The sequence below is a fragment of the Komagataeibacter xylinus genome, assembly GCF_031081985.1.
Taxonomy (GTDB): Bacteria; Pseudomonadota; Alphaproteobacteria; order Acetobacterales; family Acetobacteraceae; genus Komagataeibacter; species Komagataeibacter xylinus_E.
Genome location: NZ_JARWSK010000005.1, coordinates 25,782 through 48,756, shown reverse-complemented (window position 1 = coordinate 48,756; position 22,975 = coordinate 25,782). Strand labels below are relative to the sequence as shown.

General features: G+C 65.4%; 20 protein-coding genes. 11 read left to right on the top strand and 9 right to left on the bottom strand.

All coding sequences use genetic code 11. The features are described from left to right. Nucleotides 1–46: 46 nt before the first annotated feature. Nucleotides 47–2,668 (top strand): cation:proton antiporter, encoded by a 2,622-nt coding sequence (locus tag QEG70_RS10595; protein ID WP_308720629.1) that lies wholly within the window; start codon nt 47–49, stop codon nt 2,666–2,668. A 112-nt stretch (nt 2,669–2,780) separates the two neighbouring features. Here the strand turns inward: QEG70_RS10595 and QEG70_RS10590 are convergent, their stop codons facing one another. Both QEG70_RS10590 and lysA read right to left on the bottom strand, forming a co-directional pair. Then, nucleotides 2,781–5,528 carry a DUF4175 domain-containing protein gene (locus QEG70_RS10590; RefSeq protein ID WP_308720628.1) on the bottom strand — a complete coding sequence of 916 codons (2,748 nt, stop codon included), beginning with the start codon at nt 5,526–5,528 and terminating at the stop codon, nt 2,781–2,783. Beyond that, nucleotides 5,525–6,895 carry a diaminopimelate decarboxylase gene (lysA, locus tag QEG70_RS10585; protein WP_308720627.1) on the bottom strand — a complete coding sequence of 457 codons (1,371 nt, stop codon included), beginning with the start codon at nt 6,893–6,895 and terminating at the stop codon, nt 5,525–5,527. Before lysA ends, QEG70_RS10590 begins: the two co-directional genes overlap by 4 nt. Nucleotides 6,896–6,973: 78 nt before the next feature. Between lysA and QEG70_RS10580 the strand changes: the two genes are divergently transcribed. Continuing rightward, complete coding sequence (locus QEG70_RS10580) at nt 6,974–7,372, top strand: cytidine deaminase (protein ID WP_308720846.1); 399 nt, start codon at nt 6,974–6,976, stop codon at nt 7,370–7,372. 15 nt (nt 7,373–7,387) lie between these two features. Here QEG70_RS10580 and QEG70_RS10575 read toward each other — a convergent pair whose 3' ends face one another. Beyond that, nucleotides 7,388–7,549 (bottom strand): hypothetical protein, encoded by a 162-nt coding sequence (locus QEG70_RS10575; protein WP_308720626.1) that lies wholly within the window; start codon nt 7,547–7,549, stop codon nt 7,388–7,390. Continuing rightward, nucleotides 7,546–8,976 (bottom strand): argininosuccinate lyase, encoded by a 1,431-nt coding sequence (gene argH, locus QEG70_RS10570; protein ID WP_308720625.1) that lies wholly within the window; start codon nt 8,974–8,976, stop codon nt 7,546–7,548. Before argH ends, QEG70_RS10575 begins: the two co-directional genes overlap by 4 nt. 249 nt (nt 8,977–9,225) lie before the next feature. Between argH and QEG70_RS10565 the strand changes: the two genes are divergently transcribed. The 9 genes from QEG70_RS10565 (at nt 9,226) to QEG70_RS10525 (ending at nt 18,127) form a co-directional block, all read left to right on the top strand. After that, nucleotides 9,226–10,044 (top strand): N-formylglutamate amidohydrolase, encoded by an 819-nt coding sequence (locus QEG70_RS10565; protein WP_308720845.1) that lies wholly within the window; start codon nt 9,226–9,228, stop codon nt 10,042–10,044. Nucleotides 10,045–10,072: 28 nt separating this feature from the next. Beyond that, complete coding sequence (locus tag QEG70_RS10560; RefSeq protein WP_308720844.1) at nt 10,073–10,942, top strand: shikimate dehydrogenase; 870 nt, start codon at nt 10,073–10,075, stop codon at nt 10,940–10,942. A 5-nt stretch (nt 10,943–10,947) separates the two neighbouring features. Further along, nucleotides 10,948–11,577, top strand: coding sequence for a dephospho-CoA kinase (gene coaE / locus QEG70_RS10555; protein ID WP_308720624.1), 630 nt, complete (start codon nt 10,948–10,950; stop codon nt 11,575–11,577). Next, nucleotides 11,574–12,254, top strand: a complete 681-nt coding sequence (gene dnaQ, locus QEG70_RS10550) for a DNA polymerase III subunit epsilon (RefSeq protein WP_308720623.1) — start codon at nt 11,574–11,576, stop codon at nt 12,252–12,254. Before coaE ends, dnaQ begins: the two co-directional genes overlap by 4 nt. Nucleotides 12,255–12,350: 96 nt before the next feature. Further along, on the top strand, nt 12,351–14,693 hold the full coding sequence (locus QEG70_RS10545; RefSeq protein ID WP_308720622.1) for an adenylate/guanylate cyclase domain-containing protein: 2,343 nt from the start codon (nt 12,351–12,353) through the stop codon (nt 14,691–14,693). After that, a complete protein-coding gene (locus QEG70_RS10540) occupies nt 14,690–15,586 on the top strand; it encodes an MlaE family ABC transporter permease (RefSeq protein WP_308720621.1) in 897 nt (298 codons plus the stop codon). The genes QEG70_RS10545 and QEG70_RS10540 overlap by 4 nt, the downstream gene beginning before the upstream one ends. Nucleotides 15,587–15,588: 2 nt before the next feature. After that, the gene (locus QEG70_RS10535) at nt 15,589–16,284 is read left to right on the top strand and encodes a P-loop NTPase family protein (RefSeq protein WP_308720620.1); all 696 of its coding nucleotides are present in this window, start codon (nt 15,589–15,591) and stop codon (nt 16,282–16,284) included. Further along, nucleotides 16,284–17,234, top strand: coding sequence for an MlaD family protein (locus QEG70_RS10530; RefSeq protein WP_308720619.1), 951 nt, complete (start codon nt 16,284–16,286; stop codon nt 17,232–17,234). The genes QEG70_RS10535 and QEG70_RS10530 overlap by 1 nt, the downstream gene beginning before the upstream one ends. Next, entirely contained in the window at nt 17,231–18,127 is an 897-nt protein-coding gene (locus tag QEG70_RS10525) for a hypothetical protein (RefSeq protein WP_308720618.1), read from the top strand. Before QEG70_RS10530 ends, QEG70_RS10525 begins: the two co-directional genes overlap by 4 nt. A gap of 301 nt (nt 18,128–18,428) precedes the next feature. Here the strand turns inward: QEG70_RS10525 and QEG70_RS10520 are convergent, their stop codons facing one another. The 5 genes from QEG70_RS10520 to bioB all read right to left on the bottom strand — a co-directional run bounded on the left by QEG70_RS10520 (nt 18,429) and on the right by bioB (nt 22,917). Further along, the gene (locus tag QEG70_RS10520; RefSeq protein WP_308720617.1) at nt 18,429–19,889 is read right to left on the bottom strand and encodes a SulP family inorganic anion transporter; all 1,461 of its coding nucleotides are present in this window, start codon (nt 19,887–19,889) and stop codon (nt 18,429–18,431) included. A 31-nt stretch (nt 19,890–19,920) separates the two neighbouring features. Then, nucleotides 19,921–20,448, bottom strand: a complete 528-nt coding sequence (locus tag QEG70_RS10515) for a 6-pyruvoyl trahydropterin synthase family protein (RefSeq protein ID WP_308720616.1) — start codon at nt 20,446–20,448, stop codon at nt 19,921–19,923. Beyond that, nucleotides 20,441–21,181 (bottom strand): 7-cyano-7-deazaguanine synthase QueC, encoded by a 741-nt coding sequence (gene queC, locus QEG70_RS10510; RefSeq protein WP_308720615.1) that lies wholly within the window; start codon nt 21,179–21,181, stop codon nt 20,441–20,443. Before queC ends, QEG70_RS10515 begins: the two co-directional genes overlap by 8 nt. Before the next feature lie 2 nt (nt 21,182–21,183). Beyond that, a complete protein-coding gene (gene queE / locus QEG70_RS10505) occupies nt 21,184–21,819 on the bottom strand; it encodes a 7-carboxy-7-deazaguanine synthase (protein ID WP_308720614.1) in 636 nt (211 codons plus the stop codon). Between the two features lie 87 nt (nt 21,820–21,906). Beyond that, nucleotides 21,907–22,917 (bottom strand): biotin synthase BioB, encoded by a 1,011-nt coding sequence (gene bioB / locus QEG70_RS10500; RefSeq protein ID WP_308720613.1) that lies wholly within the window; start codon nt 22,915–22,917, stop codon nt 21,907–21,909. Nucleotides 22,918–22,975 lie beyond the last annotated feature (58 nt).

Here is a 22,975-nt window from a genome sequence, read left to right as displayed (position 1 = left end):
GGTTGGTCTATTATATAGTGATGTGGCCGGAAGGCGGGGATTTTGAATGGAGATAGCGGGTCTGGCAGCAATCTTGATGGCGATTGCCGTGCTGCTTGTCGTGGTCAGCGCGGTCCAGCCGCTTGCCCGCCGCCTCGAACTGTCCGAGACCGTGCTGCTTGCCATCGTGGGCATCGTGATCGGTGGCGCGGCCGATCTGGTGCTGCGCAACAGCCATCTGGAAATATTCAATGGCGCGGCGGAAACGCTGCTGGATTTTCCGCTTAACAGCGAAGCGTTCCTGCTCATTTTCCTGCCCATACTGGTGTTTCAGGGCGCACTTGGCATTGATGTGCGCAGGCTCGCGCATGAAACTGCCACTGTGCTTCTGCTGGCCGTAGTGGCGGTTGCCGTGTCCACCGCTGCCATCGGTTTCGCGCTTTACCCGCTGGCGGGCATGCCGCTTGCGGTATGCCTGCTGCTCGGCTCCATCGTGGCCACGACCGACCCTTCGGCGGTGGCGGGCATCTTCAAGGAGATCGGAGCGGCAAGCCGCCTGACCCGTCTGGTGGAAGGTGAGGCGCTGCTCAATGACGCGGCGGCCATTTCCATCTTCACCATCCTGCTCGGCTCGATTACGTCGCACCACAAGATCATGCTGGGCGGGGCGATGCTGGAGTTTCTGGTCTCGTTCGTTGGCGCGCTCATCATCGGCATCCTGTTCGGGCGGCTGGTGCTCATGATGATCCCGGCCCTTGGCGCGGCTCCTGCGGCAGAGGTTACGCTGACAGTAGCGCTGCCCTACTTGTCCTATATCGTGTGCGATGAATTCCTCGGGTTTTCGGGCGTGGTGGCCACGGCGGCCTCGGGGCTGACCATCTCCATCTATGGCCCGTCCACCTTCCGGCCCCAGACCTGGCGCTTCCTCAACGAGTTGTGGCAGCAGCTTGTGTTCTGGGCAGGCTCGCTGGTGTTCGTGCTGGCGTCGATGCTCGTGCCGCGCCTGCTGGTGGGCATGACGAAGTGGGACTGCGTGCTGATCCTGGTGGCTGCAGGTGCGGGGCTGCTTGCGCGCGGGGCGGTGGTGTTTGGCATGCTGCCCGTCCTTGCGGCCACCAAGCTCTCGCCACCGGTGCCCACGCCGTTCAAGGTGACGATGGTGTGGGGTGGCCTGCGCGGGGCCATCACGCTGGCGCTGGCGCTGGCGGTGACGGAAAACGAGCATGTCTCGAGCAGCATTGCGCACTTCATCGGCATTATTGCCACGGGGTTCGTGCTGATCACGCTGTTCGTCAACGGGCTGTCGCTGCGCTACCTCGTGCTGTTCCTCAAGCTTGACCAGTTGCCGCTGATCGATCAGGCGTTGCGCCACCAGATCCTGGCCATCGGCCTTGGCGAAGTGCGCGACCAGACGCGCGACGTGGCGGGTGAGCTTGGCTTTTCGCCCAACGTGACCAGCACGGTGGTCGATGTGCTCGACCGGCGCGTCCATTCGGAGGAGCAGGCCAATACATTCGATACCGCACTCGGCGACCGCCAGCGCGTGACGCTGGCACTGATCGTGGTTGCCAACCGCGAGCGTTCCATCCTGCTCGACCTGTTCCGCATTCAGGGCCTGTCGCGCCGGGTGATGGAAACATTGCTGCGCTCGGCCGAGGCCATGGTGGATGGCGCGCGCCTTGAAGGCCGCTTTGGCTATGTGCGCGCATTGCGGCGCAGGCTGCGGCCCTCGCTGCGCTTTCGCGTGGCGCAGTTCATCCACCATCGCTTCAATTTCGACACCCCCCTCATGTACTGCATGATGGAGCGTTTCGAGATGCTGATGATCGGCTATTTCGTCTCGCTGTCGCTTACGCGTTTCATGCGCCAGCGCATGGAGCCGACGCTGGGCGTGCGTATCAGCGAGATCGTGGGCGAGGTGCTTGGCCGGCAGTGCAAGCTGCTTGACGAGGCGCTACAGACCCTGCGGCTGCATTATCATGGCTATTCCGAGGCGCTGGAAAACCGGATGCTGCGCCAGATCGCGCTCAGGCTGGAAGAGGAAAAATACGATACCCTGATGTCGGAATCGCTGCTGAGCGAGGAACTGCACCGCGAACTGCACCGCGATGTGGAACACCGCCGCGAGCAGCTTGATTTCCGACTCAAGTTCAACATCCGCGCGGGTATTGAAAGCCGTATCCACAATTTCCCCCTCTTCGAGGGCGTGGCCGATGGCGTGCTGCATGACATTGCCATGAAGATGTCGATCCATTTCTCCACGCCGGGCGAGCGGCTGTACCGCAAGGGGCAGAAGGTGCGCACGGTCTATTTCATCAGCGCAGGCCTGGCCGAGACGCATTACCCCAAGCATGACGTGCGCTTCGGGGCCGGGGCCGTGCTTGGCGGGGAGGAAGCGCTGAAGGACGGGCGCGTGGCGGCCACCAGCCGGTCGTTGCAGTTCGGGCATTTCATGACCATGAGCGCGCGCGACTTCCGCAAGCTGGTCGAGGATTATCCCCGTATCGGTGAAAATCTCGAGCGTCTGATACAGGCCCGCGCCAAGGGCGAACTGCCCGATGCCCAGCTTCTGCCCGGCGATGATGCGGAGATGGCAGGCCGCGCGCCTTCCTATGACGCGATCGACCTCGCCACGGCCCCGGTGACACAGGCCATACCGGTGCGGGGCAGCGACGCAGGCAACGCCTGAAGCCGCAGGAAACAGACGAAAGTTTCTGGTGAAGCTTTTTGCAAACAGCTTCTGGGAACGCCGCCTTTTTTAAAACAAAGGCAGCGCCCGGGCGTTGTTTTCAAACCGTTGTTCAGAACGGGCGGAGCAGGCGGTCGAGATATTCCAGTTCCTCTGGCGGGCGGGTGCGATCGGCATCGCGGCGGCGCAGTTCCTGCTCGATCTCGCGCGCGCGTTCCCGGCTGGCATTGTCGGGCAGGTGGGTATCGTTATCCATCCCGCTATGGGTGCCACCGCTCTTGCGGCCGAGCGGGTCACGATCGCCCTTGTCACCGGCCTGCTGCTGTTCGTCATCCTCATCATCCGGGTCGCCGGACTGGTTGCCGCCACTGCCGTGGGAACCCTTGCCCTTGCCATCATCAGACAGCATGGGCAGCAGCACGCTGACGGTGCCCCTGCTGCTCTGGCTGCGCATGGACTGGCGCATCTGCTGGTTGCCCTGCTGCAGGTCGGCCAGCACTTTTTTCTCCGCTGCCGCAGCCTCGGGGTCTTTGCCCGCACCAAGGGCGGCACGCACCGCCTTCATGTCGGTCTGGGCCTTGTCGAGGGCGGGCATGTCCTTGCCCATGGCCTGCTTGAACTCGCGCTGAAGCTCATGCAGGGCGCGGGCAAGGGCATGCTGCACGGCGCGGTCGACATGCTGCTGGGCCGCGCGGGCCTCGGGCGTCAGGCTGGGTGGCGGGGGCGGGCCTGCCTGCGCTGCGGCCGGTGGCATGCCACCCTGGGGCGTTATGCCAAGCTGGCGCAGAAGATCGGTTGTGGACATGGAGGACAGGTCGCCATCATCCTCATCCATGTCGGTCTGGCGGCTGGCGGCCTCGCGTTCACGCTGGCGCTGGTCCTGGTCAAGGCGCGACTGGGCATGATCGAGCAGTTGCGACTGGCGGGTAACCAGATCGCGCAGGTCACGGCGCAGTTCACGGGCCTGCTGTCGGGCCTGCATCTGCTGGGCGAGCTGCATCATGTCCTGCGGGGTTGCGTTGCGGATGCCGTCGGCCATGTCCTCCATCTGCTGGAGTTTCTGCATGGCGTCGGCATCGCGGCCCGATGCGGCGTCATCTTGCAGCTGCTGCATCATCTGGCCCAGATTCTGCTCGCCCTGCTGGGTCATTTCCGGCAGGGCGGGAATGGCCGAATGCTCGCGCATGGCCTGCTGGCCAAGGGCCTGCATCTTGCGCGAGATTGCATCCTTGAGCGCCTGCATGCGGTGCTGGAGTTCGGCCTGCTGCTGGGCATCCTGCCCCTTGGGGCCCATCTCGCGCATATGCTCAAGCTGCTGGCGCACGGCTTCCTGCGCGGCCTTTACGCCAAAATCTGCCTGTTCGTTATCAATGTCGCGGCGGTTGTGTTCCACATCGAGGGCCAGAAACCACAGCCGCGCGGTGGCTTGGGCAATGGCGGCCTCATCGCTTACATCCTCGCTGCCCAGCAGGGCGGCGGTGCTGGTCAGGCCCAGCAGCAGGCCGACATGGTGGGTCAGCACGGTGTCGGCCTGCCCCAGCCCCACCAGTTCACGCGCGGCCTGCGCCCGGTTCTCGCGGTGCAGGGCGAGGCGCTTGCGAATGTCCAGAATGGCCTTGGCGACCGGGTTATTGAATGCGCGCGCGCCAATGCGCAGCTTTACGGGGGCGGACGTTGCGGTGGTGCCGCTGTGGCCGGTGGCCACCAGGCGGGCGGTTACGTCCTCGCCCGCCCACGGGTTGTCTGACAGGTCGGGCGTTGCCACGCCATCAGCCGTGCGGGGCTGGCCATTGAGCGGCAGGGGCACGCGCATGGTGTCGTTCGGGCTGTCGGGCATGACCAGTTCGGCGTACAGGCTGGCAATGCCGTAGGGCTGGGCCACATGGTAGGGCAGACGCGTGCGCCATTCCCCCTCGCTGCTGCCGGGGTTTGGCCCCCAGGCCACATCGGGTGGCGGGTTGGGGGTAACGTGCAGGCTCCATTGCGCCAGCGTGCGCCCCCGGCCACGCAGGCGCAGCGTGCCACTGGCCAGAAGGGTGGCCTGCGCGCTCCAGCTTGCCTTACCCAGCGCGTGAAAGCCGTGGGGGCCGATGGCGGGACCAGATTGGCTGGCCTGCATGCGCAGGGCGGGTGTGCCGTCCAGCCCGTTGAGCGTAACACTGAGCACGGCCCCTGCGGGAATGGTGGCGGTGGCATGGGTTGCATCAAGAAAGACCGGAGCGCCGGGCGCGTAGTCGGGCAGGGTGATCCAGGCATTGACCTGCGGGGCAGGAGTATCGGCATCATCCATGCCGGGCAGGAAGGCAGCCGTGATGCGGCTTGCGGCATGGGGGCCGGTCCAGACAAGCCCTCCGGCAAGCAGCACCGCAAGCACGGGGGCGGCGCGTACCCATTGCGAGGCAGGCAGGCGCAGGTGCGGCCAGCCACCGCGCAGGTGGTCGAGGGCCGCCATCGTGCGATGCAGGTGGAGCTGCCACAGTTCATGCAGGGCGGGGGTGCCGGTATTGGCGGGCTGGTCGTGCAGGGTGCGCAGTGGCTGCCCCGTCAGGCCGGAGGCCTGCTCCACGCGGCGGTCGGTCTCGGTGGCGGTGGGAGGGCTTACGGCCTGCCACAGCCGCCAGGTGCGCCATGATACGGCACCAGCCAGCCCCAGCAGCGCCAGCACGTGCACGCTGTCGGGCAGGCGCTGGGGCACGCGCGCCAGCCCAAGCAGGGCCACGCCCATGGCGGCACTTGCGGCAGGCAGCATGAGCGGCCACAGGCGCTCGGCCCACAGGGCGCGGCGTGCCTGAACGCGCGCGCGCGCGAGGCGTTGCGGCAGGTCGCCGTTCGTCCGGATACTGTCCTGCCCGACGGTCATAGGCCTCCGCCAGCGGGGGTAAGGGTCTGGTCCACCCATTGGGGAACATGGTCGGCGGCCCAGAGTTCCTCAACGGGCTGGCGCGGGCGGATGACCGCCCAGCGATTGCCATCAACCATCACCTGCGCCGCCAGTGGGCGATCGTTATAGGTGGAGCTCATCACCATGCCATAGGCGCCGCAGTCGAGCAGGGCCACGCGCGCGCCTGCCTCCATGTGGGGCAGGGTGCGGTCATTGCCGAAGGTGTCGCCACTTTCGCACACGGGGCCGACCACATGCACCGTCTCGGCCGGGGCGTTCGCATCCGTGGCCGAAAGCGGGAGAATGCCGTGCCATGCATCATACAGGCTGGGGCGCATGAGGTCGTTCATCGCCGCATCGAGTACCAGGAAGGGAGGCATGCCGTCATAGCCGCGCTTGCGCAAAATGACGGTGCTCAGCAGCACGCCCGCAGGCCCGGCCAGCCAGCGGCCTGGCTCGATGGCAAGGCGCGTGCCCAGCCCGCCCAGTTCGGCATGAATGGCTGCGGCCAGCGCTTCGGGCGCGCCTTCGGTTTCATCGCGGTAGGAAATGCCAAGGCCGCCGCCACAGTCCAGCGCGTCGACCACCAGCCCGCGCGCGCGTATGGCATGCACGAGTTCGGCCAGCCGGGCATAGGCGGTGCGGTAGGGCTGCATGCGCACGATCTGGCTGCCGATATGCATGGCCAGCCCCACGGGGCGGATGCCCGGAAGAGCTGCGGCATGGGCATAAAGTTCGACCGCGCGGTTATAGGGAATGCCGAACTTGTTGTTGGCCAGCCCCGTGGTGATCTTGGCGTGCGTTCCCGCATCGACATCGGGGTTGATGCGCAGGGCAACCGCCGCCTCAAGCCCTTCGGCCTGCGCCGTGGCGGAGAGGAGTTCGAGTTCCTCCGCACTTTCCACATTGATCTGCAAAATGCCCGCGCGCAGCGCCAGTCGCATCTCGTCAGCAGTCTTGCCCACGCCCGAGAATACGATTTTGCCCGCCGGGATGCCCGCCGCCATGGCGCGGCGCAGTTCGCCGCCACTGACCACGTCCGCCCCGGCACCCTGCGCCGCCAGCACGCGCAGCACGGCCAGATGGTCGTTGGCCTTGACCGCAAAATGGATGGAAACCGGGCCGCCCGTCGCGGCAAAGGCATTGGCCAGCCTGCGGTAGCGCGCGCGCAGCGTGCCCGCGCTCATGACCCATGTGGGCGTGCCCAGCGCATCGGCTATGGCGTTGAGCGGCACGTCCTCGAGCACGAGCCCGTCCATGGCGTGCATTGACAGCGCGGGACGGACGGCCAGAAGGTCGGCGACGGAAGGATCCTGTCCGGGACAGGGGAGGGGAGTATCAGCCATGATGCCTGCACGATACCGCCTTGCCGCATCCCTTCCAAGGTGGTTGACGCAGGAAAGAACAGGAAGGACAGCCCCATGATGGATTACGACCCCGTGGCACGGGCGGCAATGGCCGTGCGGGCCCATGCCCATGCGCCCTATTCCCGCTTTCAGGTAGGGGCCGCGGTCGAGGCCGCGGATGGCCGGGTTTTTGCCGGCTGCAATGTTGAAAACGCGGCCTACCCCGAGGGAACCTGCGCCGAGGCAGGCGCCATTGCGGCCATGGTGGCGGCAGGCGCGCGCCGCATCCGGCGCGTGGTGGTGTGTGGCGGCACGGGGGCAGCCTGCACGCCATGCGGGGGATGCCGCCAGAAGATACGCGAATTCGCCCCGCTCGAGGCCGAGATCACCATGATCTCGCCCCAGGGCACGGTGCTGGTGGTTCACACGCTGGCCGACCTGCTGCCCGACAGTTTCGGGCCGGGCAACTTGGCCTGACCGGCGCGGGCCGGCCTAGCGGTCCTTGTCGGGGTAGTTGTTGTAGATCGCCTTGCTGGGGCTGTGCGGGTTGCCAATGCGCCCGCAGGCCCCGAGCGTTGTGCCCATGGCCGCCAGCATGGCGAGCATGAGCATGAAGCGGGGCGCGCGCTGGCGCAGGATGGTCAGCGTGTTCATTTCTGTGCTCCCAGTGTGTCAAGCCAGCGCGTGGCCTGTGCCCGCACGTTATCGGCCGCCGTACCGCCGAGGCTGGTGCGCGAGGCGATGGAGGAATCGACGCTCAACACCGAGAAGATGTCCTGCGTGATGCCTGCTTCCTCTTCCTGCATTTCCGCAAGGCTCAGCTCGGCCAGCCCCACGCCTTTTGCTTCCGCCTTGCCCACGAGGCGGCCGGTCACATGGTGCGCGGTGCGGAAGGGCACCTTGAGCACGCGCACCAGCCAGTCGGCCAGGTCGGTGGCGGTGGAGAAGCCGGACCCGGCATAGGCGCGCATCTGTGCTTCATTGACCGTGAGGTCGCGCACCATGCCATCCATGGCCGCAAGGCACAGGGTGGCGGCATCGGTGGCGGCGAAGACGGGTTCCTTGTCTTCCTGCATGTCCTTGGCATAGGCCAGCGGCAGGCCCTTCATGACCGTAAGCAGGCCCACCAGCGCGCCGGTAATGCGCCCGCCCTTGGCGCGCACCAGCTCGGCTGCGTCCGGGTTGCGCTTTTGCGGCATGATGGACGAGCCGGTGGTGAAAGCATCGGACAGGCGGATGAACGAGAAGGGAGCCGAGCACCAGATCACGATTTCTTCCGCCAGGCGCGAGAGGTGCATAGCCATGATGGACAGGGCCGAAAGGTATTCCAGCGCGAAATCGCGGTCCGATACGGCATCGAGCGAATTGGCGGTGGGCCGGTCGAAGCCCAGCGCCTGAGCCGTCATCTTACGGTCGATGGGGAAGGACGTGCCCGCAAGCGCTGCCGAGCCGAGCGGGGATTCGTTGAGCCTGCGCCGGGCATCGTTCAGGCGGCCCCGGTCACGCGCCAGCATCTCGACATAGGCCATGAGGTGATGGCCGAAGGTCACGGGCTGGGCGGTCTGCAGGTGGGTGAAGCCGGGCATGGGAGTGGCTGCGTGCTCGAGCGCGCGGCGGGCGAGTGCGCGCATGAGGGCGGCGGCCTGCTGGTCCAGCCCGTCAATCGCATCGCGCACCCACAGGCGGAAATCGGTCGCCACCTGGTCATTGCGCGAGCGTGCGGTGTGCAGGCGCTTGCCCGCCTCGCCAATGCGATCGGACAGGCGGGCCTCGATATTCATGTGAATATCTTCAAGGGCGGTGCTGAACTCGAACGTACCTGCCGCGATCTCGCGGCCGATCTGGTCCAGCCCCTCGGTAATGGCTTTGGCGTCCTCGCCGGAAATGATGCCGGTTTTCGCGAGCATGGCGGCATGGGCCTTTGAGCCCGCGATGTCCTGCCGCCACAGTGCCTTGTCAAAGCCGATAGAGGCATTGATGTCCTGCATGATGGCCGCAGGCCCCCCGGCAAAGCGGCCGCCCCATTGTGCGTTCGCCTCGTGCGCGTCCTGATCCGTCAGCGTTTTTGCGTTCCCCGGCATCCTGTGTTCCAGCTACCCCAAGTGTGAAAAGGATTATGGCGCGCCTGCATGGCAAAATGCCACCGCGCGCAGCGCACCCTACCGGCGCGGCGCGGCAGATACAATCGTGGCGCGCCGCAATCCTGCGGGCATGGGGCCATGGCGCGGGGCGGGGATGCGGCGCGCTGCTCCGGCGGGGTCTTTCACTTGGCGGGCCGGGGCTGTAATGTCGGCTCCCAACCCGCCCATGGCAGAGGACGTTACGCCACAATGCACCATGCAGCCCTTGCACAGGAGCCGTCACGTTTGCTGACCCCGACCGACCCGTCGCCGGTCATCCAGTTCGGCCCGTCGGCGCTCGATGGCGTGGCCACGGCAGGCGGGCTGCCCTTCGTGCTGGTCAGCGACCATGCGGGCCAGGCCATTCCCGCCGCACTGGGCGACATGGGGGTGAGTGCGCAGGACCGCGCGCGCCATATCGCCTGTGACCTGGGCATGGCTGAAACCGGCCGTCTTCTGGCTGAAAAGCTGGGCTGCGTGCTGATCGAGCAGGCCTATTCCCGCCTTGTCATCGACTGTAACCGCGCGCCGGGGCACCCCACCTCCATCGTGCGCGAAAGCGACGGCACGCCGGTGCCCGCCAATGCCGACCTCAGCGCCGATGCGGAAGGCTGCCGGGTGGAGGAAATTTTCCTGCCCTATCACCAGAAGATACGCGGCGAGATTTCCACGCGGCTCGAGGCCGGGCTGCCCGTGGTGCTGGTCTCGCTGCACAGCTTTACCGATTGCATGAATGGCCAGGCGCGGCCGTGGCATACGGGGGTGCTGCACAACCGCAACCCCGCCTTCGGCCTGCGCGTGCGCGACCTGCTGGCGGCGGAAGACGGGCTGGTGGTGGGCAGCAACGAGCCTTATGCGCTGACGGACGTGAATGACTACACCGTGCCGGTCCATGCCGAAGGACGCGGCCTGCCGTATCTGGAAATCGAGATCAGGCAGGACCTGATCGCAACCCCGGAGGGGCAGGCCGAATGGGCCGCGCGGCTTGCGCGCATCCTGCCCCGCGCGTGGGAAGAATACCGCCACTGAGCAGGATACGCCGTTCATGAACAACACGATGGAACGCAGCCCCCGCATTGACGGGCACACCATGCTTGCGGGGGTAATCGGCTGGCCGGTGGCGCATTCACGCTCGCCGCTCATGCATAATTTCTGGCTGGCGCAGGGCAGAATCAATGGCGCGTACGTGCCGCTGCCCGTGCAGCCCGGCGCGTTTGATACGGCGGTGAAAGGGTTGCAGGCAGCGGGGTTCAGGGGGGTGAACGTGACCATCCCGCACAAGGAATCCGCCTATCGCATCGTTAACCGTCTTGACCGTTCGGCGCAGCGCTCGGGTTCGGTCAACACGCTGGTCTTTGCCGCCGATGGCCAGATTGAAGGCTATTCCACCGATGGCGATGGCTTCGTGGCCAATGTCGAGGCGCATGGCGTGGCGGTGCGTGGTGGCCGCGCCCTTCTGCTTGGCGCAGGGGGAGCTGCGCGCGCCATCGCCGCAAGCCTGCTCGACCGTGGCGTGCAGGTGATCGTTGCCAACCGCACCCGCGCCCGCGCCGAGGCCCTGGCAGCCCTGCTTGAGGGAATCGAGGTCATTGACTGGGCGCGGGCCGGTGAGGCGCTGGTGGGCTGCACGCTGCTGGTCAATACCACCTCGATCGGGATGGAGGGTGCTGATGACGCCGCCTTTCCGCTTGATCTGGTGCGGGCCGATGCCGGGCTTGTGGTGTGTGACATCGTTTACGTGCCGCGCCAGACCGGGCTGCTGCAACTTGCCACGCGCCACGGCCTGCGCACGGTTGATGGGCTGGGCATGCTGATCCATCAGGCCGGGCTGGGGTTTGAAAAATGGTTTGGCGCGCGGCCTGCCATCGGCCCCGAGGTTGAAGCCCTGCTCGATGCCGACCTGCGCGCGGCCCACGCGGGGGGCTGAATGCAATGCGGGTGCTCGGCCTTACGGGCGGGATCGGCATGGGCAAGTCCACCATGGCGGCCCTGCTGCGCCGCGCGGGCCTGCGCGTGTTCGATGCCGATGCCGAAGTCCGCGCGCTTCAGGCCCCGCATGGCCGCGCGCTGCCCGCCATTGAAAGGCTGGTGCCCGGCTGCGTGCGCAATGGCGTGCTGGACCGGGCGGTGCTGCGGCGCGCAGCACTGGCCGAACCCGCCGTCATGCGGGGGCTGGAAGGCATTCTGCACCCCCTGGTGCGGGCCGCGCGCACGCGCTTCCTCGAGCGTGCGCGGCGTGACGGCTGCCGGTGGGTGGTGCTGGACATTCCGCTCCTGTTCGAGACCGGGGCCGAGCGGATCTGTGACAGGGTTGTGGTGGTCAGCGCGCCCGCCCCCATCCAGCGCGCGCGCGTGCTGAAGCGCGGCACCATGACATCCGCGCAGCTTGATGCCGTGCTGGCCCGCCAGATGCCCGATGCCGCCCGGCGGCGCAGGGCCGATATCGTGATTGAAACCGGGCTGTCGCGGCATGACACGCTGCGGCAGGTCAGGCGCCTGCTGCGCGCCATGCACGCGGCCAGCCCCGCCGCATGGGCGGCCTACAGGGGAAAACCCGCATGAAACGCTCCATCCTGTTCGATACGGAAACCACGGGACTTGACCCGCTCAAGGGCGACCGCGTGATTGAAATCGCAGCGCTGGAACTGATGGGTGACCTGCCCACGGGCAATAATTTCCATGTGCTGATCGACCCCGAGCGCGACGTGCCCGAGGAGGCATCGCGCGTGCATGGCTTTACCTATGCCGACCTTGAGGGAAAGCCGAAATTTGCCGAGATTGCCCCCGGTTTCCTCGAATTCGTGGGCAGCGACCCGCTGGTCGCCCATAACGCGCGGTTCGACTTCGGCTTCCTGAATGCGGAACTCGCCCGCGCCCGCCTGCCGGAACTTGATATGGGCCGCATGGTCGATACGCTGGATATGGCGCGCGAGCGTTTTCCCGGCATGCCCAACAGCCTTGATGCGCTGTGCCGCCGCTTTGGCATCGACCTCTCGGCCCGCACCACCCATAACGCCCTGCTCGACTGCAAGCTGCTCGCCGAGGTCTATCTTGAACTGACCGGCGGCCGCCAGCGCGGGCTTGGCCTGTCGGTGGATGAAGGGGGCGGGGGCATCGCCAGCTACACCTATGTGCGGCCGCCAGGGCATGTGGCGGTGCGGGTAAGGCCCGACACAGCGGAAATCGAGGCCCATCAGGCCTTTGTGGCCACCCTGTCCGACCCCGTGTGGCTGACCTGAATAGGCGGTATGTAACAATAGGGAGTGGCCGTTCGGGTGGCTTTGGTCTAGTCTTGCCACTCCACTGGCCCTGATGTGTTGAACAGGAAGAGAGCATTGTCCACGGACGAGATTGTCGATCCCACGATTGCCCCTTCCGATCAGGCCAAGCGTTTCCTGCTGCATGTGGGCGTGCCCGTGGCGGGCGTGGTGGGCATCATTGCCATCATCGCAGGCTTTGGCTGGCACTCCTACCGCACGGTGCGCACCGGCGCCCTTGCCCTGACACATGAACTGCTGGTCAGCCAGCAGGATTACATCGCCAAGGAAGTCAATTCCTTCCTCGCCCCGGCATCGGCTGGCAGCGTGGTGGCGCGTGACATGCTCGAACATGGCGCGCCCGCGGTGGAACAGAAGATATTCATGGGCTACAGCAGCACCATGATGCGCAACGTGCCGCAGATCCAGTCTTTCTACATTGCTGATGGCGATGGGAATTTCAGCACGCTCGAACATGGCGAGAACGACCAGGAAGTGGCCCTGACCACACTGGTACGGGAAGCGAACAAGCCCCCCGTCTTCACCCATGAACTGCGCGATGCCAACGGCAAGACGCTCCGGCAGTGGCAGACACCGGCGGGCAGCTATGACCCGCGCGGCCATGCCTGGTTTGCCGATACGGTCAAGGCAGGGCAGTTACACTGGACCCACCCCTATATCGTGGAAGTGACCCGCCAGCTCACGCTTACGGCGGCCATTCCCTATAAGGGCCAGGATGACAAGACCTATGTCTATGCCATCAACATGTCGCTCGCGCATCTGAACAAATTCCTCAATTCCCTGCGCATCGGTGAAAGCGGTAACGCCATCCTGATGGACCGCGACGGGCATGTGCTCGCAGGGCACGGCATGCAGGAGGCCGAGGCCGCCGCAGGGGGCGACCCCGACAGGATGAAGCTCGACCCGCAGCACTTTCCGGTCATGACCAAGGCGTTTGATGAATATCGCGTTCACGGCGAGGGCGCGCGCACGGTCAAGGTCAAGGGCAAGAATTACGTCACCATCACCGCCAACCTGCCCGTTGGCACCGATAGCTGGGTGCTGCTGCTCGTGGCGCCGGAGGATGATTTCTCGCAGTTCGCCATGGCGGATGGGCGGCAGAACCTGCTCTTCATCGTTCTGGTCGTGATTCTGGCCTCGGGGCTGGGGCTGCTTTTGTTCCTGCAGGCGCGCCGGGCTGACCGCATGCGCGCGCAGATTGCCAGTTCGCGCGCCGTAGCCAATTACGAGAGCCATGCCCTGCAGTCGGTCGCGACCTATCCGGACCTGTTCAACCCCGAAGATAACGCCCTGCTGCTGACCGAGACGCTGGCCGATCAGTCCCATGCCCGCCGGGCCGCCATCTGGCGCATCCTGCATGACGGGCACACGCTGATGTGCATCGATTCCTACGACCGGCAGCAAGATGTGCATTCGGGTGGCTTCGAGATGGCCACTACCGAACTCAAGACCTTTTTCGATGCCGTCTCGCATGGTGATGCGCTGATAACCGAAAATGCGGCAGCCGATGAGCGGGCCGGGGCGTTCTACCGTGTCTATATGCGCTCGTTTGGCAGCCATGCGCTGTTCTGCAGCCCCATTCTGGGCAGCAGCGGCCCCGTGGGCGTCATCACGCTCGAGGATGCACCGCGGGCGGGGGTGGTCTCCCATTTTGTGGAGATGATGGCAGGCGTTACGGCGGCACGCTTCTCGGCACAGCATTACACGGCGGTCGCCGCCGCGCGCGAGGAACTGGAATCCGAGCCTTCGCCTGATGAAGTGGCGCAAGACCCCAACCAAGGCTTCCTGCTTGCGCCCGGCAGCCTGGGCATGAACGGCCAGGCATCGGCGCAGGACCTGGCCAATATGGAAGGGTTCTTCCCGGCCGTGGCCATCATGGTCATCAGCCTGTCCGACATGGTCATGACGGCCCAGAACGACCCGATGGCCAACCTCAAGCTGATTGATGCGATGGCGGGCATGCTGCAGGATATTGCCCGGCAGTGCGGGCTGTTCTCCATCCGCATGCTTGGCCACCGCGTGGTGTGCGTGGCGGGCTGCTCGCACACCCCCGACAAGGGGGCTATCTTCCGCATGGCCAATGCGGCGCTGATGATGCGTGAAAACACGCTGGCCGTGCTGGCCAAGGAGGACCTCGACCCCGTCTTCCGCATCGGCATTGATGTTGGCCCCGTCTTTGGCGGCATGCTTGGCAAGGCGCCGCAGGCCTTCAACCTGTGGGGCGATGCCATGGGCATGGCCGAGATGATGGCCCAGGGTGCGCCCGATGTCGGCACCATTCAGGTGACGGAGGATGTCTACCACGCATTGCGTCAGAACTTCCTGTTCCGTGAGCGCGGGCGGTTCTTCATTCCCGGCGCGGGGCTGACGCGCACCTATGTGCTGGCCGGGCGGCGATGACAGAGAACGCTCCCCCCCCGCCCGAACAGGAGGCATCAGGCGTGCTGGCCCAGATGGCCCCGCCAGAGGAGAGCAGGGACACGGGCCGCTTCGCCACGCTGGCAGGGCATTTTGCGCCGTGGCTTGCCGCCATCGGGCGGCTGACGCGCCATCAGGTCCGCTTTACGCTGCTGCTGATCGGGGCCGGGTGGGGCACTCTGCGCGAGAGTCTGCGGCCCAATTCATGGCGCAGGCCGGTCATCTACGAATTCCGCGCCACCTTGCGGCAGGTGATTGGCGGCGGTTTTCTGAGCATTGTCATTACCGCAACGCTCGCGGGCCTCATGGTCGTGTCGCAGGCGGCGTACTGGTTGGGTTATGCCGGCATGGCGCAGATGACCGGCTCGATCCTGGTCTCGGTGCTGGTGCGTGAAATCGCGCCCATTCTCGTGGGCATCATCCTGATGGGCCGCAGCGGCATGCTGTCGCTGACCGAGATCGGCATGATGGTGCTTGGCGGCGAGGTGCGCGGCCTGCAGGCGCGTGGCATCGATCCCTTTCTGGCACTGGTCATGCCGCGCACCTTCGCCTTTACGGTGGGTGGCTTTACGCTGGGCATGATCTTTGCGGTGGTTTCGCTGCTCATGGGTTTCGTGGTGGCGCATGCCAGCGGGGCGATCACGTCATCGGTCTGGACGTTCTTCTTCAACGTGCTGGTGGCCATGACCACGTGGGATTATCTCATCATCCCGCTCAAATTCGTGCTGGTCGGTTTCTTTGTCGGACTGGGGGCGTGCATTTCGGGGCTGACCGTAAGCAGTAACGATACGATGGCCACCATCATGCCGCGCGGCTTCGCCCGCGGAATCATGCTGGTGCTGGTGGTCAATATCCTCTTCATGCTGGATTTCTGACCATGGCAGCAAACGCGCCCCTGCTGGAACTACGCGACGCCGTGCCCTCGTTCGAGGAAAGCGGCCTCATGCCCGCGCCCTACAACCTGCGCATCATGCCGGGTGAATGCGCGGTGATCGACTGCCGTGACTTCGAGCGCGCCGCCATGTTCGCTGACATGTGCACGGGCATGATCCCGCTCACGCAGGGCAGCATCAAGTTCATGGGGCTGGACTGGAGCACGCTGTATGACCGCCAGCTCAACGCACTGCGCGGGCGTATTGGCCGCATCTCGCGCCATGGTAGCTGGCTGAGCCTGTTCGGCACGCATCTCAACATCATGCTGCCACACCTGTACCATACGACCGACCCGTTTGATCACGTGGTCCAGCGCGCGACCGAGCTTGGGCATACATTCGGCTTTCCCGGCCTGCCCATTACCGCGCCGGACCGGCTTTCCGGCGCGGATCTGGCGCGGGCGGCCTGCGTGCGCGCTTTCATGGGGCGGCCTGACCTGCTGATACTGGAAGATATTTCCGACATGCTGCCAGAAGAGACGGTCCTGCCGTTTTTTGAAACGATGACCGCCGCGCGCGACCGTGGCTGCGGGGTGCTGTGGTTCGTCCGCTCCACTGCGGCGTGGCATGAATATCGCAAGGCGGTGAATATCCACATGCGCCTTCTCGACGAAGGTCTTTTTTCCCTGCGGGTGGTGTAATGGTGCAGAAACAACAGTCAGACGGAATCCGGCAGCTTGTGCGCGTCCGTTACGCCGATGAATGGGTGGGTATCCTCGTTCTTGTCGCCCTGATCATCCTGTTTGGCGCGGTGATCGAGGCGGGCGTGCTGCGTGACTGGCTCACGCCCGCGGGCCGACTGCGCATCGTATTGCCTGAAGATGGAGTAAGCGGCCTTTCCGTTGGCGATGACCTCGAGGTGATGGGCATCCATGCGGGCACGGTGCGCCGCGTGCGCATCAACCCCTCGGGTGGCATGTATGCCATTGCCGAGATCGACCCCGATATCGAACCCTATATCCGCCATGACAGCACGGCCATCATCCGCAAGCGCTTCGTGGTGGCGGGTGCGAGCTATATCGACATCTCGCGGGGCGTGGGCGAGAAGCTGGACTGGAGCTACGCCGTGCTCAGCGCCACCAACGCGCCCAACCCGGCTGATACCATTACCCAGACCTTCAGCGACATCCGCGACCGTGTGATCCCGGTTCTTGATAACGCCCAGCACATGATGGCAACGCTCGATGCCACCATTACCGACATGCATGCGGGCAAGGGCTCCATCGGGCGGCTCATGACCAATGATGACCTGATCCGCCAGGCGGAACAGATGATCACCAGCCTTGATGCCACGGTCAGCCAGTTGACCCCGATCGAGAAGCAGCTTGGCACCGTGATGGAAAAGGCCAATGCTTCGATGAGCAACGTGCAGAAGGCAACGGGCGACCTGAGCAACGCTTCGCCCGCCATTACCGCCAACCTCAAGGATGCCAGCCAGCAGTTGCCGGTGCTCCTGGTGCAGGCCCAGACCACGGCCAGCAGCCTGCAGAAGCTGGTTGACCAGATGCGGGGCATGTGGCTGCTGGGCGGCAGCGGCAACAAGGTGAAGAAAAGCCACGCCCGTCTCCCCGCGCAGAAGGTGCAGCCATGAAGATGAAGAAGAACTACGCGGCGCTGGGCTTGGTCATCGGCCTTGCCGCCTGCGGTGGGGCACAGAAGCCCGAGCCGCCAACCGACAGCACCCTGTCGCAGGACATGGATACCGGGCACGATGCCGTGGGGCTTGACCGCCTTGCGGTGGCCGAGCAGCAGTACCGCGCGGCAGGCCAGCGTGCCGTGGCGCGTGATGACGTCACGGCCATAGGCGATGCAGGCTACAATCTGGCCACCGTGCAGCTTGATGAAAACAGGCCGCAGGATGCGCTGGCCACCATCGCCTCAACCCGCGCGGCGGTGGCGCTGCGTGGGCAGACGACGGATGATACGGGGCTGGACCTGGTGCAGGCCGGTGCGCTGCACCGGCTGGGCCGCGAGGCAGAAGCCGCAAGACAGGCCGCCCTTGCCGCAGGCGCGCAGGACCCTGACATTGCCGAGAAAGGCCAGTTCATCCGTGGGCTGATTGCCGATGAAAGCGGCGATAGCGCAACCCTTGCCTCGGTCGCGGCCTATTTCGAGACGCTGACCGGCAAGCTGCCCGATAGCTGGAGTGCCGACGCCAAGGAGATGGCAGCCCGCAACCTGCTCGCCACCGGCGGCAGCGCCCAGACCGCCTGGCAGGATGCGCTGCAGGCTGCGACCATCCGCCAGACACAGGTGCATTACCGTGACATGGCCCGCGCCCTTGGCGTGGCTGCCCGTGCAGCGACCAAGGCAGGCAATGGACAGGCCGCAGCCGAGCTTTATGCCCGCGCCAGCCAGAGCGCGCGGCAGGCCGGTGATACGACGGCAGCCGACCAGTGGGCCAAATTGGCGGGCACAGGCACGGTGGCCGATCCTTTCGCCCCGCCAGCCGCCACTTCGGCCACGGGCAAAAGCAAAAAATAACGCCCTCGATAGCACGCGCCCAGGCCGGAGGACTGGTGGGAGGGCAATCTATCTATACCCGGGCTGACATGGACCGTGAACGGAAGGCCAGCATCTTACCATGCCTCCAGGCCGGAATGATCCGCGCATCCTGCCGCGTCAATAACGGCAGACATGCAGGGCGGTGAACCTTTGGATCGGGCAAGGCCGGTCCATGCAGGCATGGTTCTCTTATTCCTTGCCGTGACCATGTGCATGACACAGGCCAAACGGGTCTGAATCTGGCGCGGCAGGAGGGTCATGCCCTCCTGCCAGCTCTCTTTCAGGTCAGGCTTTCCAGCCCTGTGTGCCGCTCGATCAGCGTGGCGCTGGCCGTGTTCAGCCCGGTCAGGCGCACCTGCATGCCCTGCGCCTTCATCCGGCCCACCAGTTCTTCCACTGCGCCAGCGGCGGTCATGTCCCACAGATGGGCGTGGGTGAGGTCTATGGTGATGTCGCGTGCGGTGTCATGCAGGTCGAACGCATCGGTAAACCCGTCGGATGAAGCAAAGAACACCTGCCCGTTCACGATATAGGTGCGGCTGAGGCCATCGGGGGAAAGCGTGCTGGTGACCGACAGCATGTTCGACACCTGAAAGGCGAAGAACAGGCCATTGAGCAGCACGCCCGCGGCAACACCCGCGGCAAGGTCATGCGTGCCCACCACAACCGCTACGGTGGCCAGCATGATGATGCTGGTCGTGCGCGGGTGGTGCGCCAGGTCACGCAGCGACCCCCATGAGAACGTGCTGGCCGAGACCATGATCATGATCGCAACGAGTGCCGCCACCGGCACCTGCGCCACCCACGGGCGCAGGACAACCATCAGCAGCAGCAGGAACGCGCCCGCCACGAAGGTGGAAAGCCGGCCCCGCCCGCCATAGCGCAGGTTGCCCACCGTCTGGCCAATCATGCCGCAGCCCGCAATGCCGCCAAACAGGCCGACTGCAATATTGGCCACGCCAAGGCCGATGCATTCCTGTTTCTTGCTGCTGTGGGTATCGGTCAGGTCATCGACCACGCGGGCGGTCATCATGGACTCGAGCATGCCCACGCTGGCCATGGCCAGCGCATAGGGGGCGATGATGCCCAGCGTATCAGGCGAGAAGGGCACATCGGGCCAGACCAGATGTGGCAGGCTGTCAGGCAGGCGGCCAAGATCGGCTACCGTGTGCAGCGGCATGGGGCAGGCCATGGCCACCACCGTCAGCACCACGATACAGATGAGCGGCGAGGGGATGGCGCTAAAGAAGCGCGGCACCGTGTAGATGATGGCAAGCCCCAGCGCGATCATGGCATAGGTATGCCACGTGACATGCAGCATGTGCGGCACCTGGGCGGAAAAGATCAGGATGGCCAGCGCGTTGACGAACCCCGTGCGCACAGGGCGCGAGACATAGCGCATGAGCACGTCAAGCTTGAGGATGCCGAACAGAACCTGCAACAGGCCGCACAGCAGGGTGGCCGCCAGAAGGTACTGCACGCCATGCCCGCGCACCAGCGCCGCCGCGACCAGCGCCACCGAGCCCGCGGCTCCCGAGATCATGCCCGACCGACCACCCGTGAACGCAATGACCACGCTGATGACAAAGGAAGCATAAAGCCCAACGGCCGGGTCCACCCCCGCTACGAAGGAAAACGCGATGACCTCGGGGATCAGCGCGAACGTTCCGACCATCCCGGCCAGAGTGTCGCGCGTGATGTTGCCGAACCATTCGTGGCGGTAGCGGGCAAGTGCTGACATGAAAAAAACGGGGCCTTTCAGGGTAGGGGGATCAGGTGTCGGCTATGGTCATGTCCGCACGCCGCCACCAGCATTGGGGCGCCGCGCGGGGCTGGGGCAGGACCGCAAGCGGGTCGCCGGTGTAACGGACCGTGTTGGTGGGTGTTTCTTCCATTTCGATGGCGGCACAGGTCAGCGCTCCGCCATCGGCGGCAAGGAAGGCGTTCAGCTTGGCCATGAGCAGGCAGGCCAGCATCTCGGTCGTGGGGTCGCCCGGCGTGATCAGGATGCGGGCGGCGCGCCGGGGCTCATGCTGGCGGAACCATGGCAGCAGCGGATCATCCTCGCCCAGTTGCAGGGCGTGGTCGACATGCCCGTCTATGAAGGCGTGCCATACTTTCTTGGCGCGTTCGAAGGGCAGGACCATGTTGGCCCGGCCATCAAGCGGTGCGGGGTTTGTGGCGCGCAGGTGCACGCGCACATATTCATTATGCCCATGCGGCAGGGCGCAGCGCTCGCTGCCACCTGCCAGCAGCCGGTGCGCCATGGAAAAGCGACGGCTGAAAACCAGTTCAAACATGGTGTTTTTGTGCCATGAACCGCTCCCACCCCGCCTTGCGCAGCAGGCAGGCCGGGCATGTGCCACACCCATGCCCCCATTCATGCATCACGCCGCGCGTGCCGAGGTAGCAGCTATGGCTCTCGCGGTTGATCAGTTGCACCAGCGCGTTGCCACCGAGTTGTTCGGCCAGCTCCCATGTCTGGGCCTTGTCGATCCACATGAGCGGGGTATGGAGGATGTAATTGCTGGCCATGCCCAGGTTGAGGGTGACCTGCAGGGACTTGATCGTGTCATCGCGGCAGTCGGGGTAGCCGGAATAATCCGTCTCGCACACGCCGGTCACGATGTGGCGGATATTGCGCCGCGCGGCCAGGGCTGCGGCAAAGGTGAGGAAAATGATGTTGCGGCCGGGCACGAAGGTGTTGGGCAGCCCGCCCTCGGTCAGCGCAATTTCCGCCTCGCGCGTCAGCGCCGTGTCCGAAACGGTGCCAAGGGCGGCGAGGTCGAGCGTGTGGTCAGCACCAAGGCGCTGCGCCCATGTAGGGTTGAGCCGCGCCATGCCATCGCGCAGCGTGACGCGGCATTCCAGTTCCACCGCGTGTCGCTGTCCGTAATCGAAACCCAGCGTTTCCACCCGGCCAAACCGCGCCAGCGCCCACGCCAGGCAGGTGGCTGAATCCTGCCCGCCGGAAAACAGGACCAGGGCTGCTTCATTCTCGGGCCGTGAGGGGGGAGGAGGGGAAACGCTCATGGTCAGGGGATCCCGATCAGCTTGTGGGTCTGGAGCGACAGCCGCCATTGCGGGTGGCGCATGCAGTAATCAACCGCTGCCGCCGTGTTGTGGTTGCGACGCGCATCATCCATGGGCTGGAGCCAGAACTGCCCGAAATCCAGCCCCGCCACGTGCTCAGGCAGCAGGTCGGGCTGGGGGTAGACCAGCTTGAGTTCATGCCCCGATTTCTGCACCAGTGCCGCACCGGCCTTGGGGCTGACGCACAGCCAGTCAATGCCTGCGGGGGCGGGCAGGGTGCCGTTGGTTTCCACCGCAATTTCAAAGCCACGTGCATGGATGGCTGTAATCAGCGCCGCATCAAGCTGGAGCAGCGGCTCGCCGCCGGTAAACACCACGAAGGCCCGCCCGGCATCAGGGCCGGGCCACTGTGCTGCAATGGCATCGGCCAGGGCGTCAGCCCCGGCAAAGCGGCCTCCGCCCGGGCCATCCGTGCCGATGAAATCCGTATCACAGAACCGGCAGGTGGCCTGCGCGCGGTCACGCTCCAGCCCGCTCCACAGGTTGCACCCTGCAAAGCGGCAGAATACGGCGGTGCGGCCAGCCTGTGCGCCCTCACCCTGCAGGGTGGGGAAGATTTCCTTTACGGTATAGGACATATTCCAGATTTCGTGATGCACATGGCCAGATAACAGGGGCCAGCACGGGAAAATGCCCCGGCCGGTCCCCGCCCGGCCGCGTCGGGTTCAGCCCTGTTTGTGGGATGTATGCATGCCCAGCCGGTCCAGCAACTGCCGGTCGCGCAGGGCTGCGGGATTGGGCGTGGTCAGCAGGCGCTCGCCATAGAAAATGGAGTTGGCCCCGGCCAGGAAGCACAGGGTCTGGGCTTCATCGGTCATGTCCTCGCGGCCTGCGGCAAGACGCACGCGGCTGGCGGGCATGGTGATGCGGGCTGCGGCGATGGTGCGCACGAATTCGATCGGGTCGACCGCCTCGGCCTTGTCGGCCAGGGGCGTGCCTTCCACGCGCACGAGCATGTTGATCGGCACGCTCTCGGGGTGGCGGGGCAGGCTGGCCAGGGTGGCGATCATGCCCGCGCGGTCGGTGCTGTCCTCGCCCATGCCCACGATTCCGCCACAACAGACATTGATGCCCGCGTCGCGCACGTTCTCGAGCGTATCGAGCCGGTCCTGGAAGGTGCGGGTCGAGATGATGTCGCCATAATATTCGGGCGAGGTATCGATATTGTGGTTGTAGTAGTCCAGCCCGGCATCCTTGAGCCTGTGCGCCTGGCTGTTGTCGAGCATGCCCAGCGTCACGCAGCTTTCCAGCCCCAGCGCCTTCACGCCCTCGACCATGGCGCACACGGTCTCGAGGTCATGTTCCTTGGGGCTGCGCCACGCCGCCCCCATGCAGAAGCGCGCGGCACCCGCGGCCTTGGCGGCGCGGGCTTCCTTCAGCACTTCTTCCACCGCCATGAGGCGGCTGGCCTTGACGCCGCCATCCTCGTGCACGGCGCTCTGCGGGCAGTAGGCGCAGTCCTCGGGGCAGCCGCCGGTCTTGATCGACAGCAGGGTGGAGATCTGCATTTCCATGGGGTCAAAGCGTGCGCGATGCACGGTCTGGGCACGGTAGATCAGGTCGGGGAAGGGCAGGGCCATGAGGGCCGCGACTTCATCGCGCGTCCAGTCCGTGCGGACGGGGGGCATGGCGGCGCCATGCATGGGCAGGGTATCCGGGCTGCTCCCATCGGGCATCGGGCTTTGGTCCTCTGGCGGGTGGTGGAAAAAACGCTTCCGGCTGTGCCATACAAAA

What these genes read in the sequence shown, in the direction of transcription:
- QEG70_RS10540 (WP_308720621.1), top strand. Translation starts at nt 14,690, where the DNA reads ATGACAGAGAACGCTCCCCCCCCGCCCGAACAGGAGGCATCAGGCGTG.
- QEG70_RS10590 (WP_308720628.1), bottom strand. Translation starts at nt 5,528, where the DNA reads ATGACCGTCGGGCAGGACAGTATCCGGACGAACGGCGACCTGCCGCAA.
- QEG70_RS10525 (WP_308720618.1), top strand. Translation starts at nt 17,231, where the DNA reads ATGAAGATGAAGAAGAACTACGCGGCGCTGGGCTTGGTCATCGGCCTT.
- lysA (WP_308720627.1), bottom strand. Translation starts at nt 6,895, where the DNA reads ATGGCTGATACTCCCCTCCCCTGTCCCGGACAGGATCCTTCCGTCGCC.
- argH (WP_308720625.1), bottom strand. Translation starts at nt 8,976, where the DNA reads ATGCCGGGGAACGCAAAAACGCTGACGGATCAGGACGCGCACGAGGCG.
- queC (WP_308720615.1), bottom strand. Translation starts at nt 21,181, where the DNA reads ATGAGCGTTTCCCCTCCTCCCCCCTCACGGCCCGAGAATGAAGCAGCC.
- QEG70_RS10530 (WP_308720619.1), top strand. Translation starts at nt 16,284, where the DNA reads ATGGTGCAGAAACAACAGTCAGACGGAATCCGGCAGCTTGTGCGCGTC.
- bioB (WP_308720613.1), bottom strand. Translation starts at nt 22,917, where the DNA reads ATGCCCGATGGGAGCAGCCCGGATACCCTGCCCATGCATGGCGCCGCC.
- QEG70_RS10515 (WP_308720616.1), bottom strand. Translation starts at nt 20,448, where the DNA reads ATGTTTGAACTGGTTTTCAGCCGTCGCTTTTCCATGGCGCACCGGCTG.
- QEG70_RS10535 (WP_308720620.1), top strand. Translation starts at nt 15,589, where the DNA reads ATGGCAGCAAACGCGCCCCTGCTGGAACTACGCGACGCCGTGCCCTCG.
- QEG70_RS10560 (WP_308720844.1), top strand. Translation starts at nt 10,073, where the DNA reads ATGGAACGCAGCCCCCGCATTGACGGGCACACCATGCTTGCGGGGGTA.
- dnaQ (WP_308720623.1), top strand. Translation starts at nt 11,574, where the DNA reads ATGAAACGCTCCATCCTGTTCGATACGGAAACCACGGGACTTGACCCG.
- QEG70_RS10520 (WP_308720617.1), bottom strand. Translation starts at nt 19,889, where the DNA reads ATGTCAGCACTTGCCCGCTACCGCCACGAATGGTTCGGCAACATCACG.
- queE (WP_308720614.1), bottom strand. Translation starts at nt 21,819, where the DNA reads ATGTCCTATACCGTAAAGGAAATCTTCCCCACCCTGCAGGGTGAGGGC.
- QEG70_RS10575 (WP_308720626.1), bottom strand. Translation starts at nt 7,549, where the DNA reads ATGAACACGCTGACCATCCTGCGCCAGCGCGCGCCCCGCTTCATGCTC.
- QEG70_RS10565 (WP_308720845.1), top strand. Translation starts at nt 9,226, where the DNA reads ATGCACCATGCAGCCCTTGCACAGGAGCCGTCACGTTTGCTGACCCCG.
- QEG70_RS10580 (WP_308720846.1), top strand. Translation starts at nt 6,974, where the DNA reads ATGGATTACGACCCCGTGGCACGGGCGGCAATGGCCGTGCGGGCCCAT.
- coaE (WP_308720624.1), top strand. Translation starts at nt 10,948, where the DNA reads ATGCGGGTGCTCGGCCTTACGGGCGGGATCGGCATGGGCAAGTCCACC.
- QEG70_RS10595 (WP_308720629.1), top strand. Translation starts at nt 47, where the DNA reads ATGGAGATAGCGGGTCTGGCAGCAATCTTGATGGCGATTGCCGTGCTG.